Annotated in this window: 10 protein-coding genes; 7 read left to right on the top strand and 3 right to left on the bottom strand. The window is 53.6% G+C overall.

Annotation, left to right across the window (positions count from 1 at the left end; all coding sequences use genetic code 11):
• Positions 1-29: 29 nt before the first annotated feature.
• Complete coding sequence (urtA, locus tag KI243_RS28935; protein ID WP_017123308.1) at positions 30-1,274, bottom strand: urea ABC transporter substrate-binding protein; 1,245 nt, start codon at positions 1,272-1,274, stop codon at positions 30-32.
• A gap of 323 nt (positions 1,275-1,597) precedes the next feature.
• Between urtA and KI243_RS28940 the strand changes: the two genes are divergently transcribed.
• Both KI243_RS28940 and KI243_RS28945 read left to right on the top strand, forming a co-directional pair.
• Entirely contained in the window at positions 1,598-4,975 is a 3,378-nt protein-coding gene (locus KI243_RS28940) for an ATP-binding protein (RefSeq protein ID WP_178991391.1), read from the top strand.
• Positions 4,950-5,636: a response regulator transcription factor gene (locus tag KI243_RS28945; protein ID WP_017123306.1), complete on the top strand. Its 687-nt coding sequence runs from the start codon at positions 4,950-4,952 to the stop codon at positions 5,634-5,636. Before KI243_RS28940 ends, KI243_RS28945 begins: the two co-directional genes overlap by 26 nt.
• A 182-nt stretch (positions 5,637-5,818) precedes the next feature.
• Here KI243_RS28945 and KI243_RS28950 read toward each other — a convergent pair whose 3' ends face one another.
• Positions 5,819-6,085 (bottom strand): helix-turn-helix transcriptional regulator, encoded by a 267-nt coding sequence (locus KI243_RS28950; RefSeq protein WP_177066113.1) that lies wholly within the window; start codon positions 6,083-6,085, stop codon positions 5,819-5,821.
• Between the two features lie 563 nt (positions 6,086-6,648).
• Between KI243_RS28950 and KI243_RS28955 the strand changes: the two genes are divergently transcribed.
• From KI243_RS28955 to KI243_RS28970, 4 genes are read left to right on the top strand one after another with little or no spacing between them, the layout of a single operon-like run.
• Positions 6,649-8,130 carry an ATP-binding protein gene (locus tag KI243_RS28955; protein ID WP_212810168.1) on the top strand — a complete coding sequence of 494 codons (1,482 nt, stop codon included), beginning with the start codon at positions 6,649-6,651 and terminating at the stop codon, positions 8,128-8,130.
• On the top strand, positions 8,120-10,867 hold the full coding sequence (locus KI243_RS28960; protein WP_212810169.1) for a Z1 domain-containing protein: 2,748 nt from the start codon (positions 8,120-8,122) through the stop codon (positions 10,865-10,867). The genes KI243_RS28955 and KI243_RS28960 overlap by 11 nt, the downstream gene beginning before the upstream one ends.
• A complete protein-coding gene (locus tag KI243_RS28965; RefSeq protein WP_212810170.1) occupies positions 10,857-11,825 on the top strand; it encodes a PD-(D/E)XK motif protein in 969 nt (322 codons plus the stop codon). Before KI243_RS28960 ends, KI243_RS28965 begins: the two co-directional genes overlap by 11 nt.
• Positions 11,818-13,884, top strand: coding sequence for an AIPR family protein (locus tag KI243_RS28970; RefSeq protein ID WP_212810171.1), 2,067 nt, complete (start codon positions 11,818-11,820; stop codon positions 13,882-13,884). The genes KI243_RS28965 and KI243_RS28970 overlap by 8 nt, the downstream gene beginning before the upstream one ends.
• 5 nt (positions 13,885-13,889) lie before the next feature.
• On the opposite strand, the gene KI243_RS28975 is transcribed toward KI243_RS28970, so the two are convergent.
• Positions 13,890-14,348 carry a very short patch repair endonuclease gene (locus KI243_RS28975; RefSeq protein WP_212810172.1) on the bottom strand — a complete coding sequence of 153 codons (459 nt, stop codon included), beginning with the start codon at positions 14,346-14,348 and terminating at the stop codon, positions 13,890-13,892.
• On the opposite strand from KI243_RS28975, the gene dcm reads away from it, so the two are divergent.
• Complete coding sequence (gene dcm / locus KI243_RS28980) at positions 14,347-16,053, top strand: DNA (cytosine-5-)-methyltransferase (protein ID WP_244861788.1); 1,707 nt, start codon at positions 14,347-14,349, stop codon at positions 16,051-16,053. The two genes, KI243_RS28975 and dcm, sit on opposite strands and share 2 nt — an antisense overlap.
• Positions 16,054-16,526 lie beyond the last annotated feature (473 nt).

The following is a 16,526-nucleotide window of genomic DNA, read 5'->3' on the forward strand; positions in this document are numbered from 1 at the left end:
GCCGGCTTGCCGGCGATAGCGGTCGAACGTTATTGGTAACCTTTGGGGAACGGATTCGGCTCGATCAGATCGGACTCGTAGACCACCTTGAACTGGCCGTTGGGCTGCACTTCACCTATGCGGGTCTTGCTCCACAGGTGATGGTTTTCATGCACCTTCACGTAGCCTTCAGGCGCGGTTTTCAACTCGATGCCCGGCGAGGCGGCGACCACTTTGTCGACGTCGAAGCTGCCGGCCTTCTCCACCGCGGCCTTCCACAACCACGGGCCGAGATAGGCCGCCTGGGTCACGTCGCCGATCACCGCATCCTTGCCGTACTTGGCCTTGAAGGCTTCGACAAAGGCCTTGTTGTTGGGGTTGTCCAGGCTCTGGAAGTACTTCATCGAGGCATAGAAACCGGCCATGTTCTCGCCGCCGATACCCAGCAGTTCGTCTTCGGTCACCGACAGGGTCAGCAGGGTCTGCTTGGCCGCGTTGACGCCCGCCGCGTTGAGCTGCTTGTAGAAGGCCACGTTGGAACCACCGACCACGGCAGCGAACACCACATCGGGTTTCTTCAGCTTGACCTTGTTGATCAGCGAGCCGAACTGGGTGTTGCCCAGCGGGTAGTAGTCTTCGCCGACCACGGTGCCGTGCAGCACGTTCTCGATGTGCTTGCGGGCGATCTTCATCGAGGTGCGTGGCCAGATGTAGTCCGAACCCACCAGGTAGAAGGTCTTGGCACCCTTGGTCTTGGCGATCCAGTCGAGGCTGGCGAGGATCTGCTGGGTGGCTTCCTGGCCGGTGTAGATCACGTTCTTCGACTGTTCCAGCCCTTCGTAGAAAGTCGGGTAGTACAGCAGGCCGTTTTCCTTCTCGAAGATCGGCAGCACGGCCTTGCGCGAGGCCGAGGTCCAGCAGCCGAACACCGTCGCCACCTTGTCGTTGACCAGCAACTTCTTGGCCTTCTCGGCGAAGGTCGGCCAGTCGGAGGCGCCGTCTTCCTGGATCACCTTGATCTGCCGGCCGAGGATGCCGCCGGAGGCGTTGATCTGCTCGATGGCCAGGCGCTCGGCCTGGATCGAACCGGTTTCGGAAATCGCCATGGTGCCGGTGGCCGAGTGCAACTGGCCGACGGTGACTTCAGTCGGGGTCACGGCCAGGCCGGTGCTGTTGGCGTCATCCGCCATGACGCCCTGGCTGAACACACTGGCGGCCAGTAACGACAGGGCCGCCGCTCCCAGCGCCAGACGGCGCGGCAACAGACCTTTGGTGCGGATCAATCGTGGTTCCATGCTGCTACTCCTCTGCGGTGGCGCTGCCGGTTCGCCCCGGGGGGCGGCCAGCAACGGTGATGGCATCAGCATGGCGGCGAGCAGCGCTGGCCGGTATACGCAGCCTGACGTAAGCGCATACGTCATTTGACGTAGGGAAAATCGCACCAAGGTGGCGCAGGCTAGCGCCCGAGCCCCGGCCCGCCTGGTGTTGCCCAGAGACACAGGGACTACGCACGAGCGCAGCTGCCGGCAGGGTCTGGCAACACGGGGCACGGAAATTGCTCAATTTTTCACCACCACCCGCCAGGCATGGAGCGCCTTGTTCGCAGGAGTCTTTCACCGTGCTACCACCGGGTACCCAGCGCATCGCCAAGATCCGCCGCGACTACAACAGCTGGGTCGCCGACGAGACCATGGAAGACTACGCCCTGCGCTACACGCCGAAATCCTTTCGCAAGTGGTCGGAACTGCGCATCGCCAACACCGCCCTGGGCGCGGTGTCATTCCTCGCGCTGGAGGCGATCGGCGGGGTGCTGGCCCTGAGTTATGGCTTCACCAACACCTTCTGGGCGATCCTCGCAGTGAGCCTGGTGATCTTCTTCACCGGCCTGCCCATCAGCTACTACGCCGCCCGCTACGGCGTCGACATGGACCTGCTGACCCGTGGCGCCGGCTTCGGCTACATCGGCTCGACCATCACCTCGCTGATCTACGCCAGCTTCACCTTTCTGTTCTTCGCCCTCGAAGCGGCGATCATGGCCCTGGCCCTGGAGCTGTACTTCCATATCCCGCTGGCCTTCGCCTATGTGATCTGCTCGCTGCTGGTGATCCCGCTGGTGGCCTACGGCGTAACCCTGATCAGTCGCCTGCAACTCTGGACCCAGCCGCTGTGGCTGGTGCTGCTGGTACTGCCCTACCTGTTCGTGCTGCTGAAAAATCCCCAGGCCTTCAGCGACTGGACCAGCTTCCAGGGCCGCAGTGCCAGCGGCGGCGACTTCAACCTGCTGGCGTTCTGCGCGGCGTGCACCGTGGCCCTGTCGCTGGTGACGCAGATCGGCGAACAGGTCGACTACCTGCGCTTCCTCCCGGAGAAGACCGCCGCCAACCGCAAGCGCTGGTGGGCCGCCCTGCTCTGCGCCGGTCCCGGCTGGATCATTCCCGGCGCCCTGAAAATGGCCGCCGGGGCCTTCCTGGCCTTTCTCGCCCTGCAACACGAAATCCCCATGGAGCGCGCCGCCGAACCGACGCAGATGTACCTGGTGGCCTTCAGTTATGTGTTCTCCTCGCCGGAATGGGCCCTGGGCGCCATGGTGCTGTTCGTCTTCGTTTCGCAGATGAAGATCAACCTGACCAATGCCTACGCCGGCTCCCTGGCCTGGTCGAACTTCTTCGCCCGGGTCACCCACAGTCACCCCGGCCGCGTGGTGTGGCTGGTGTTCAATGTGGCGATTGCGCTGATGCTGATGGAACTGGGGGTGTTCGATGTCATCGACCAGGTGCTCGGCCTCTACGCCAATATCGCCACCGCCTGGATCGGCTCGGTGGTCGCCGATCTGGTGATCAACAAACCCCTGGGCCTGTCGCCGAAACATATCGAGTTCAAGCGCGCGCACCTCTACGACATCAACCCGGTGGGCGTCGGCTCGATGCTGATCGCCTCGTTGCTGTCGATCCTCGCCCACTTCGGCCTGTTCGGCACCCTGGCCCAGGCCGCGCCGCCCTTCGTCGCCCTCGGCACCGCCTTGATCACCGCGCCGCTGCTGGCCTGGGCGACCCGCAGCCGTTACTACATCGCCCGCACCAGCGACCCGTTGCTGCTGCAGCCGGTGGCGCCGAGCATGCAGGTCACCTGCGGCCTGTGTCGCAACGCCTTCGAAACCGCCGACATGGCCTTCTGTCCGGCCTACAGCACACCCATCTGCTCGCTGTGCTGTTCGCTGGATGCCCGCTGCGGTGACCGCTGCAAACCCCAGGGGCGCCTGTCGGCGCAGTTCGAATCGCTGTTGCGCTGGCTGCTGCCGAACACCATGGTGCCGCGCCTGCACACCCGGCTGATGCATTACCTCGGCCTGCTGCTGGTGCTGATCCTGATGCTCAGCGGCGCCCTGGCCCTGATCTACGGCCAGGCCTCCCAGGGTTTGCCTCATTCGGCGACCCTGTACCAGGCATTTTTCAAGGCCTTCCTGGTGCTCTCGATGCTGGCGGCGATCCTCGCCTGGTGGATCGTCCTGACCCGCGAAAGCCGCCACGTCGCCCAGGAAGAATCGAACCGCCAGACCCAGCTACTGATGCAGGAAATCGCCGCCCACCGCGTCACCGACCAGGCCCTGCAGGATGCCAAGGAAGCCTCCGAGTCGGCCAACGCGGCCAAGAGCCGCTACATCACCGGGCTGTCCCATGAACTGCGCACACCGCTCAACAGCATCCTCGGTTTCACCCAGAACCTGCAGCGCGACGCGGCCATGCCCGAACAGCACCAGGACGCCCTGGCAACCATCCTGCGCAGCGGCTCGCACCTGCTGTCACTGATCGACGGCCTGCTCGACGTAGCCAAGATCGAGGCCGGCAAGCTGCGCCTGGAACTGACGGAAATCCCCTTCCCGGAACTGATCCACGACCTGGAACTGATGTTCACCCCGCAAGCCCAGGAAAAAGGCCTGCGCTTTCGCCTGGAACTGATCGGCAAGATGCCGGCGGTGGTCCGTGGCGACGAGAAACGCGTACGACAGATCCTGATCAACCTGCTGGGCAATGCGGTCAATTTCACCGACAGCGGCGAAGTCTGCCTGCGAGTCGGCTACATGCGCGAAACCGCGACCTTCGAGATCATCGACACCGGTATCGGCATCGACCCCGAACATATCGAGCGGATCTTCCAGCCGTTCGAACGCGGTGACCTGATGCGCCAGGACAAGGGCGTCGGCCTCGGCCTGACCATCACCCGCATGCTCACCTCGCTGATGGGCGGCGAGCTGCAGGTGCGCAGCCAACAGGACAAGGGCACCTGTTTCCAGGTGCGGCTGTTTCTCTCCCAGGTCCGCGCGCCCCAGGCGGTGGTGCATGTCGAGCACGACATCATCGGCTACCAGGGACCACGGCGGCGGGTGCTGGTGGTGGACGACCATGTCGACCATCGCAAGGTGCTCAACGGCATGCTCAGCCCACTGGGCTTCGAAGTGGTGCAGGCCAGCAACGGCCAGGAAGCCATTCGCCAGGTGGCGTTGCTGGGACCGGACCTGATCCTGATGGACCTGTCGATGCCGACCATGGACGGCTGGGAAACCAGCCGCCTGATCCGCCGCAACGCCCTGTCGACGGTGCCGATCATCGTCATCTCGGCCAATGCCTTCAACGACGAGCGCAGCCTTGCCAGCGCCTGCAACGACTACCTGGCCAAGCCGGTACGCACCCCGGAACTGCTGGAGCGCATCCAGAAGCAACTCGACCTGCAATGGCTGCGCCGGGAAAAACCGGCCCCCGCCGCCCTTGCCGAGCCCTGGGTCCTGCCTTCGCACCCCGACCTTGTCGCCCTCGGCGAACTCAGCGCTATCGGCTATGTCCGTGGCTTGCAGGAAAAACTCGACAGCATCGAGGCCGAGGCGCCAGGCACGGCGGCGTTTATCGGCTCGCTCCGCAAGCTGCTGAAAAACTTTCGCCTGGACGAAATCAACCGCGCCCTCAAGGAGGCAGAAGATGAATGCACTGACCACAGTCACTGAACCTGGCGTCGTGCTGATTGTGGACGACACCCCGGACAACCTCGCCCTGCTCTCCGACGCCCTCAACGATGCCGGCTATATGGTGCTGGTGGCCCTCGACGGGCTGAGTGCGCTGAACCGCATCGAGCGCCGACGCCCGGACCTGATCCTGCTGGACGCGATGATGCCGGGCCTGGACGGTTTCGAGACCTGCCGACGGATCAAGGCGCAGCCCGAGAGCGCAGATATCCCGGTGCTGTTCATGACTGCGCTGACGGAAAGCCGGCACGTGGTCCAGGGTTTTGAAGTGGGCGGCAGCGACTACGTGACCAAGCCGATCCAGATCGACGAAGTGCTGGCGCGGGTCGCGGCGCATCTGCGCACCTCGCGTACCTTGTTGTCGGCGCGGGCGGCGTCGCAGCCCGTGGCGGCGTTGAGCCTGAACGATGAACCGGCGAGCAAGGTGTTGTCGGCGCGCTTCCAACTGACCGGGCGCGAGGTGGAAGTGCTGCGTTGGGTGGCCTGTGGCAAGACCAACCGCGATATCGGCACCATCCTGGACCTCAGCCCACGCACAGTGAACAAGCATCTGGAGCACGTGTATATCAAGCTGGGAGTGGAGACCCGGACGGCGGCGACGTCGGTAGTGTTGTCGGCGATGACGGAGCATCGGCGGATGTAGCGATCTCGATCATTTTCGTGATGCCAGGAAAACAATCAGCGGCATCCAGTCCGGTGATTTCACATGTGGCTATAGCACGCTGAATGCCGACGAAACTGTACCGGGAAAAGACTTCAACACGTATTCGCCCCACTTGCGGTACGACTTGACCACAACTTTCCCACTGACATGGACGTCCAGCATCATCTTTCAAAGACTCCCTGTCGCTGTTCAGCGAGAATATCCTCGACCGTGCGCTGATGACCGGCCTTCACCAGCTTCAAGTCATAACCTGCCGCCTCCAGCAACCGCACCAGAGCCGAGACACTCATATCGCCCTTGGCCAAGGTTTCCATGCGAGCGACAGTCGAACGCGCTACGCCTGCGCGGGCCGCGATCACCTCCTGACTGAGATGAGCCTCACGACGAGCCTCCCTCAGCATGTGCGCCACATCGAATAAAGTGCTCATTTGTAGCCCTCAGGCATCAAAAAACAAATAACACTCAATTACTGTAGCCCTGGAGGCACAACATCGTAATGCTGATTATGGCTCTGCCAGGTTTCATTGGGCTTCGAGGCCGAGCAATAAATGCAGCCCAAGGGCATCAAAAAAGCACAAAACCCTGAAAACTGTAGCCCATAAGCATCATGTCTTGAAGATCAGAGATGACTATCAATGGAATAAGGTAAGGGGTGATTCGAGAGCCGGTTTCTCGGTGACCTTGCAAGGCCAGCAAGACAACTCGCTTTCCTTTGACTGAAGTTTCCTAGAAAATCCTGAGCGCTTGTGCCTGCCACTAAGGGATGCAGTAGGCTTGTCCAACAAAAATCCAGACCTGTACGCCTCAACTGGAAAGCTTTTCTAGGCCTTTGAGCGGCTCAACCATCATGCCCCTCACAAAAAGGGGGAGACAAGCTAGTCTCAGCAAATGCTAGCATTGTGCCTTTCTGCATAAGCTCCGCACGAAAGGCCTCTCCCACTGGTGTTGTTTTGTTGTGGCCTTAGGACGCAGTTTGATTCCAGGAGGGAAAATGAAGATCTCAAATCCACCATTGGCCAAGGATCTGATGGCTACCGCCAGAAGCTTCGGCAGCTATGATCTGGCAGCGGCGCTGGCTGATTTGGTAGATAACAGCATCAAGGCCAAGGCAAAGCGGGTTGATATCGACTTTTATCCACAGGCCGATGATGTCGTGGTGCGAATCCGGGATGATGGTGTGGGTATGGACAAAGAAACACTTACTGTTGCCATGCGCCCCGCTAGCTCCAATCCCCAGACAATCCGCGAACCTGATGATCTTGGTAGGTTCGGATGGGGTCTCAAATCGGCATCTGTTTCTCAAGCCCGGGTTCTGACCGTCGCTTCTTGGCAAGGAAGTGCTCTGACCGCTGCTCGATGGGATATTGATGACATCGATGACTGGGGCATGGAAATCCTAGAGGGAGATGAAGTGCTTCCGTTACTACATCGCCGTCCAGAAACGCCCACGGGGACTGAGGTGATATGGAGTCGATCAGACAGACTACTGGACTGGGAAAACTGTAAGTCAGTTGATGAGTCGCTAACAGGGGGTATTGCCCATGCAATACAAAAACTCTCCCTCATATTTCATCGTTATCTTGCAGGCGAGAACAATAGGCGTCTGACAATCTTCATTAACAATCATCAGCTCACACCAATCGATCCATTCATGACATCTCACGATGCCACCCAAACGCTCGACGCCGAAAGTATTCCCATACTGAGCGGCGAAAAAATCAAGATTCAACCCTACGTACTTCCTCACTTTTCAAAGCTGTCGACAGAGGAGCAACTACTCCTTGGTGGTCCAGAAGGCATGGTCCGAAATCAGGGGTTTTATGTCTATAGAAATAGACGGCTAATTATCTACGGAACTTGGTTCCGGCTGGTTCCTCATAGTGAGTTAACTCAACTTACCCGAGTTAAGGTAGATCTGCCAAATACTCTAGATACCGACTGGCGAATCACAGTCGACAAGTCTGATGCACAACTACCAGCGATTTTAAAGCGTCGCCTGCAAGAAATCGTTCGGCGTTTCAACCATCGGTCCACTCGCGTTCATCGAAACAAGGGGGTCTCTCTAGACCGCCATGAGGTCCAAGCAGTTTGGCGTAGGTATGTCAAAAACGGCCAAATTCGTTATCAGGCAAACCGAGATCATCCCATGATATCTCGTCTGCTGGCACAAGGAGGAACCGCCGCAGATTTTGAAGGTGTATTGCAATTACTCCAATCTTATTTCCCAACAGATATGTTCATTAAAGATGCTGATCTCGGGATCAATCAATGCGCCACATCAGTTGAAGAGTTCGAAGCGCTACTGGACCAATGCATGATCAACCATTTACAAGACTATAAGGACCAGTCAACCATTGATAGCTTCCTCAGTTACGTCTCAAAATTCGAACCATTTTCAAGTCAACTGACTTACACAGAAAGTTACATTCGAAATAATACAGCAAAAAAATGGGGCCTAAAAAATGGAATTTAATGCTAGCTTGGGATATCTTAAAATTGAAATTGACAAAAAAATTCAAGGCCGTCTACCTGTGCCCTCCGGTTTTCTGGAAAATCACGTAAAAAACTCATCTGACATATCAGCACTGCTAAGCGAAGACTTGAAAATACGGCTAATCCGTCACCTAGAAACTGTATATGGTACGCAACAGGGCATTGGTCACGCATTAAAAACCGACTTCCAAGAGTGGTATCCGAATAGAAAAGCAGAGCTACAGTCCTATTACTGGCGTCGACTCAACAAGTACTGGACTGACCACTCCATCCTTCCCGTACAAGTTGTTCAATCTATCGACAAAGTCACAGATGAAATTCTGGGCTATTTGGGAGACCCCAAAGAGAACGCAAATTGGCGTCGTCGAGGGCTGGTAATGGGACACGTCCAGTCAGGTAAAACAACAAATTACTCTGCCTTGATTGCCAAAGCAGCAGATGCCGGATACAGAATAATCGTCGTCCTCGCGGGGCTGACCAACTCTTTGAGGTATCAAACCCAAATCAGGCTTGATAAATCTTTTGTCGGAAAGTCCTCTCTTGGAGATAGATTAATTTCAGAGACATACCCAATTTCATATGTCCTTAAGGGTCCGGACAATGAAAATATGCGTCACCGACAACCATTCTGCGGAACGACCCAAAGCACAGACTTCAATGTCAACATTACAAAAGGTATCACTGCAGAAGAGGGAAATTTTGCAGACCCCATACTTTTCGTAACCAAAAAAAATGAGAAGGTCCTTGAAAGCCTAACTACTTGGTTAGGCGATCTTAAACCCGGAATGCCTCTCGACGGCCCAATGCTTCTAATCGACGATGAAGCAGACAATGCCTCTATCAATACGTCTAAAGACCCCAAAAAAACAACAAAAATAAATTCAAGAATTCGCGAGCTATTAAGATGCTCACGACGATCTTCATATGTTGGCTATACGGCAACTCCTTTTGCTAACATATTTATTGATCCAGACACTGAAGACGAAATGCTTAACAACGATCTTTTCCCCGAACACTTCATAAAGTCTCTTGAACCACCAGATAACTATGTTGGCGCTGAAAGGCTTTTTTCAGAAAAAGCGGACCTGCTTAAACACTGTGTTCGGGAGATCCCCAATGATTACAAAGATTTACTACCTCTAAAGCATAAGTCCGGGGACTTGCTTACTCAACTACCACAAAGCCTAAAAGAGGCAGTATATGAATACATCCTCACTCGGGCCATTAGGGTTTTAGATGGAGAAGGGCATCAACACTCTTCAATGCTGGTGAATGTCAGCAGATTCAACGCCATTCAGAAGCAAATCCATGACCTGCTTTATCTGTTGCTGCAAGATTTGAATGAAGCAGTTGATGCATGGGCATCTAGTAACTCATGGGATAGCTCACCACTCTTGATACAGCTGCACAACATTTGGGAAAAGGAATACTCCAACCAAGTAGACCATCCTTGGAATTCCATTCGCTCGGCCCTGAAGCGAGGGCTAGTATCTGTAGAAGCAAAACTCATAAACATGAAAGGTGGCGGACTGGATTATTCGAAAGCACCAGAGTCCGGAGTTCATGTGATCGCTATCGGTGGCCTTGCATTAGCAAGAGGATTGACACTGGAAGGGCTTACCGTTTCCTATGTACTGAGAAACGTTGGGGCTGCAGATACCCTTCTGCAAATAGGGCGCTGGTTTGGATACAGAGACGGTTATGAAAAAATTTGCCGAATTCATGCTACTGAGGAAATGCTGGGAGACTTTTGTGAAGTGAGCGGAGCTGTAGAAGAACTGCGAAGTGACCTAGTACGCATGGAACGCATGAAAATCACTCCTAACGAATTTGGTTTAAAAGTCCGCCAGAGCCCCACCGGAATATCAATCACCGCTGCGAATAAAATGCGTGGTGCAAAGCCGGTAGTTATGGCCCTGGACCTGTCCATGAAACACCTTCAGGCTTATGAACTTTTCAACGACAACAAAATAAATAGTAAGCACTACACAACAGTCACTTCGCTGATAGAAAATCTCACTTCAGATCTGAGCCAACACAAAGTAGAAGATGATGGCGCACTGGTCTGGAAAAATATAAATGTTTCCTTTATCCAAGACGTATTGCGCAAATTCGAATTACCCCAACTGCAGTTCGCATTCGGAAATGGCAATAGTAGCCTTGTACTTGACTATATATCCGACAGAGCTTCGGGGGAACTCTCGATGTGGGATATCGCAATACCATTTCGGCGAACAGGCGAAGCAGGTATGGACTTTCCATTTCCGGCTGATATGAAAAACAAAATCTACTGCCGCAATCGTCGCTCTGGCGTCATAAAATCAGACGACCCAAGTGTAGTAAAAATAACTGCAAATAGCGTAGTAGCAGACTCTGCAGAATTTGATCTAGCATATGGTGAAAGAACCGAAATCGAGCTATTGATGCCTAAAATAAAGGATAGCTATCCGGATTCCAGTCCGGAGGCACAACATCTAATGGCCAGAACACGCCCTTTGCTGCTGATTCATCTAATGTATTTCGAGCTCAAAGACAAAAAGATCAACAAACTCAATTTCGACAAAACAACACCTGTTGTCTCCATTAGCCTAGCATTCCCAGAAACTGAAATTGACCCACAGCAACGAGAGTACTTTGCCACCAAGCGCCTAGCCGAAATGATGCAACGTCAACGAGAAGAGCTCGAGTCCGATGAGGACTTCGACGATGAAAATTGACTTCATCACCAAATGGGATGAGATCGCGCACCTCGGGAAAAATGCTGGACGTTTCCGAGTCTACCCAGATCATCTTCTTGATCTTTTCATTGGTTACTCAACCACCGGGAAACGGGAGTTCACGCTGGAGTCTAGTGTCATCGCCCTAGATCAGGTTGTGTTACCCGAATTCGAAAACATTTCCACCACTCCGAGAGAATCGGACGGCATCTGCAGCCTAACACTCTGCCTTACTGATCATCAGCTGAAGGACATTTTCTCCATTATCTGTTGCGATTTGGCCGAAGCCTCCTCTCGAGCGGAAACTCCTGAAGGAGCAGTTGGGATTTTTGGTACCCGGCTCAGCCATTGGGCGGAATTGCTACGTCGTGGGCGATTGTATGAAATGTCTTTCAAAGAGCGGCTGGGGTTACTCGGCGAACTCAGAATGGTCCTATGGGTCATTGATCATTGTGGCATTGAGCCTGGGATTGTCGCTCGTAGCTGGCGTGGCCCGGAGGGAGATGCAAATGACATCGGACTCAACTATGTGCGTATCGAGGTAAAATCTCAGCTCTCAACTCAACCTTTTACAATTAAGGTTTCCTCCCTAGACCAGCTTAATGGTGATAATCGGGAGCTTTGCATTGCCCTACATCGTTTCACAGTATCGGAAAGCGGAATAAGTCTTAAGTCTCTGATTGAAGAAATAAAATTTCGGCTTGTTGAAAATCATTCAGGGCTGATGGAGTTCCAACGAAAGCTGTTGCTTGCAGGTTACCAGCATGATGCCGGCTATATTAATGAAGCATTCAATTTGGATCTTATTAAAACTTACCGCATTGGCGAAAACTTTCCACTTTTGACTCCATCAACTGTTCCGAAAGGAGTTATCAAAGCACAGTACGAAATTTCCTGCGACTCGATACGCTCCTACCTAATAGAACAATCGGACTTGGAGCTCTTGATCAATGGCTGACTTTCAAGCTGACTACGCTGAGCTTCTGGAAGAGATCCGAATAGGCAGCATAGCCGATCACGAATTACAGATCACCGAATTTTTCCGGACTTACTCCGTACTTGCTGCAGAAAATGGTGATACTCCCGACATGGAGTATTGCCCTATTCTCAAAGAGGGAGTCGGTGGATATCGTGTTGACGGATATGCGTTGGATTTACAAGGTGATGTAGCAGAAGAGTCTGGCGACCTTTACCTTGCAACCTGCTTATACCACCAAGAGCCACTTCTTCCAACCATAATAGGTCGGGACATCGATAAAGCCGTAGATAGTGCAGAGCGCTTTTTCAAAATATCCACAAGCCAAAAATTTCTAGCTAGCCTAGAAGAGGCAAGCCCGGCCTACCAACTTGCAATTCTTATCAAACAATATAGGAGCAAAATAAAGCGGCTACGCGTGATTGTTTTTACCAATGGCCACCTTCGAACACGGAAAAAATCATTCGAAACCAAACAGTTAGATAACACCACTCTCCATGTCAATATTCTTGACCTTGAGAGATATGTAAAAATCTCGTCCACTGGAACGGAACCGGTGGAAGTAGATTTTGATGAGGACTTTGGCGGTTGCATCGAATGCTTGCCAGCATCGAACGGCGCAGAGAGTTACTATCAAAGCTATCTTTTTGCCATTTCAGGGACCGTCCTCGCAAAAATTTTTGCAACTTTCGGAAATCGCCTTCTTGAGCAAAATGTCAGGACCTATTTACAAGCTCGAACCGGAGTCAACAAAGGAATTCTCCGAACCATAGCCGAAGAGCCTGGCATGTTCTTCGCGTATAACAATGGGGTCACCGCAACAGCATCATCAGTATACACACGAAAACTAGAAAATGGTGCTTTAGCGATTTCCCACATAAGAGACTTCCAGATCGTCAACGGAGGCCAAACCACCGCATCCCTGCTTTATGCACGTGATGCTCAAGACAGAGACCTGAGCCACGTTTATATACAAGTAAAGCTTTCGGTTGTTGACGAAAAGAGACTTGAGGAAATAGTGCCACGCATTTCTGAATATGCCAATACCCAGAATAAAGTTTCATTGGCGGACTTGGCATCGAATAGTCCGGTACAGATCCAGATTGAGCGACTATCCAAGGAGACTTCAGTCCCCCAGCAGGCCGGAGCCCTATACAGCAAAAAATGGTTCTATGAACGCGCAAGAGGCCAGTATAAAAACCTATTCGCGTACAAATCGACATCCGAACGTAACAAACTGCAACTCATATACCCAAAAAAACACCTAATCACCAAAACCGACCTTGCAAAATATGAGCTTACGTTCGATGGGCGCCCTCACCACGTCAGCGAGGGAGCACAAAAATGTTTCAATCGATTCACAACCTCTGTACTTATAGGGTTAGGAGATGGATCGAAAATAACAGAAACTTGGTTTCGAAGATCTATTGCTAAAGCCTTACTATTCACCAAGCTCGATGAAGCCGTATTGAAATGTGAGTGGTATCAGTGTGACCGTGGATACAAAGCACAAATTGTCACCTATAGCGTTGCAGCTTGTGCCCAAAGCTTTCGAGATCTCGGACTTCAGATTGATCTTGACCGAATCTGGCGTGAGCAAGACGTGCCGCAAGCACTGTTGGACTGGATGTGTACAGTGGCGCGGAAAGTAGCCGATCTACTGAAGTCCCCACCCGATAATGTAAGAAACATTTCCGAATTTGCCAAGCGCGAGTTCTGTTGGGAGCTGCATGTGAAGGGGCGGGTTGGGGCTCCAGATACGTCGATCACCCAATGCGGTATAGCTATGCAAGACTATATTGACGACTCTAGCCAGGGAGCAAAGGGCTCGGCTCGCAATCAAGAACTCGACTTCGATGTGGCCCTCGTAGGGCTTACCTCCAAAGCGGAAGATATTATGGCTATGGCCAAGCAAAACGGGCTAGCATCTCCAAGAAATATGGATGCATTGAGCAAGCTCGCCGGAGGGCGGCTGCATCTCTCAAAAGGAGAAAAAGGAGCCCTGAAATATCTTCTCGAACGCCTCGAAATCCAATACTGAGCACCTCATAAGGAAGGCGATGCAGGAAACGCGGGCCACGATACGATTTTTTGATTACAATCCTGCACGGCTTCCAGCAGCCAATTCATATCCGTTTCCGGTCCGCGTATACCGCACTCCCACAGCTCAAAGACACGCCACCCTTGCTGCAGCAATTCGTTGCGAATCCTGAGGTCTCGCTTCACGTTCTGGTCAAATTTCAATCGCCAGAACTCCTCTCGAGTCTTGGGTGTGGTGGCATATCTGCAGTCTGGGTGCCGATGCCAGAAGCAGCCGTGAACAAAGATGCAGACCCGGTAGCGAGACAGCACCAAATCGGGTCTTCCTGGAAGACCTTTTTGGTGCAGGCGATACCTGAAGCCATGCCGATGCAGCAACCTTCGAACCTTCATTTCAGGGGAGGTATTACTGCTGCGGATGCCAGCCATCATGCGAGACCTGACTTCTTTGCTGACTATGTCCATGAATGATTCCCAGATGAACCTGGCGCTACCAAAAAATATGCCCCTTGAGCCTACCGGATCGCTATCGAAACAGATCCAGATCGTAGACCTCTTTGCCGGCCCAGGAGGGCTGGGCGAAGGCTTCACGTCGTCTGGCGCAGGTAAGCACTTCGAAATCGTCGTCTCAGCAGAAAAGGACCCCAAGGCCTGGCAAACGCTCCGTCTAAGGGCCTTCTACAGACTGCTCAAGAAAGACAGGCCAGAACGTCTTGCCGAATATTACAGCTACTGCAATGACCCCAAAGCGCCAGAAGCCTTCTCGCCATCCCCTGATACGCAAGATCTCTGGGACAAAGCGGGAGAGGAAGCCAAATGCATCACGCTAGGAAGCGAAGACGGCAACACAATCCTGGATGACGCCCTAGAGTATGGGCTTACGGAGGAACGCCCATGGGTTCTGATCGGTGGGCCTCCATGTCAGGCATATTCGATCGTGGGGCGGGCTCGTAATCAGGCCAAAGCCGACTACAAAGCTGAAGACGATCACCGTCACTTCCTTTACAAGGAATACCTGCGAATCATTCGGGAAAAGCAGCCCACAGTCTTCGTGATGGAGAACGTGAAAGGCATCCTGTCTTCGAAAATCAACAATGAGAGGATCTTTTCGAACATCCTGAAAGATCTTTCAGACCCTGGTCAGGCGCTTGAAAAAGGTGCAGGGAAACAATACCGAATCTACTCCTTGGCAACCGGCGCATCTTTCGGACCAGGTGACGATGTCGACAAAATTGACCCAAGGGCCTTCATCATAAAAGCTGAGGACTACGGTATTCCGCAAGCACGGCACCGAGTCATTCTGCTGGGCATTGCCACCGATAGCCTTCCAGCATCGAAAGAGGACGTCAAGCTAGAGTCAGGCGAACCAGTGATCTCGGTTGGCCAGATTTTGAAGGATCTGCCAAGACTCCGTAGCGGCCTGACCAAGATGGCTGATAGCCAGGCAAACTGGGCAACAGTCGTTTCCGAACAACGCAGCCACCTCGTCGCTCAAACCAGTCCAGTAGATCTCAACATGTGGTGCGCACTCCGAGACCTACAAAAAGAGTTCGAGCCCTCAGTGGTACCAGAAAACTCTGGAGCACGACGGGTAAAAAGAGCAGCAAAAAAGGATGACGGTTCAACTGGCGACACGAGTCTGGACAACTGGTACCTGGACCCAAAGCTGGACTACTGGTTGAACCATGAGGTACGTGGGCACATGCCAACCGATCTCCGCAGATATCTTTTCGCCTCCGTCTACGCAGGAGTTCACGGCACCTCTCCCAAAGGTCATAAAGGATTCTCTCTGGACGGCCTAGCCCCAGATCATAAAAACTGGGAAAGCGGCAAGTTCAGTGATCGTTTCAGAGTTCAGCTGGAGGACAAACCCGCGACCACCATTACCAGCCACATATCCAAGGATGGACATTACTTCATCCACTACGATCCGACCCAGTGCCGTAGCCTGTCTGTTAGGGAAGCAGCTCGCATTCAGACATTTCCTGATAACTATTTCTTCCAAGGCAACAGGACAGAACAGTTCCATCAGGTCGGCAATGCAGTCCCTCCATTGCTGGCATCGAAAATCGCGAACGTAGTATTTCGCATCCTGTTCGACAAGGTTGATCTTTACGATAAACGCATCGCCGAGAAAACCAACCAGAAGGACGGTGCAGTGCTTACCTGAAGCAATGAATCCAAAGGCCGAATCGTGAACACTGAAAATGGTCCAACAAACTACTGGGCCATTTCAGTTTGATTGGTAGCGTTATGGTCCATCTCCGCAACAACCTTCACGACTGCTGGTGCTCCCCCTGACCTAGCTCACGCCCCACGGACGCAAGACATTTCCCCTAGCCTATCGGATACTTCGCACGAAATTTAAGTCCAACCGGAACTTAAACAGCTCTACCCCCTTCGATTAGTCTGGTTGAGTCACGGGCGTTCCCGTGACCGAGTGTCAGAACTCGCTCAACCAGGGCGCGGCCAGCGCCATAGCTCTCCGTAGTCGGCGTTTTTTTGCGTCTGGCTGCTGCGTCTATGGTGGACCGCGCGAGGCAGGCTTCGGCCTGGCCGGTTCCCTTGGTTGCCGGTTTCTGACCCTCGTGCGGTCCGCCACCCTAACCGTGTCAGAACGGCGGATGGCGGTTCCTTAATCCA

This window comes from Pseudomonas sp. Ost2 (assembly GCF_018326065.1).
GTDB lineage: Bacteria > Pseudomonadota > Gammaproteobacteria > Pseudomonadales > Pseudomonadaceae > Aquipseudomonas > Aquipseudomonas gingeri.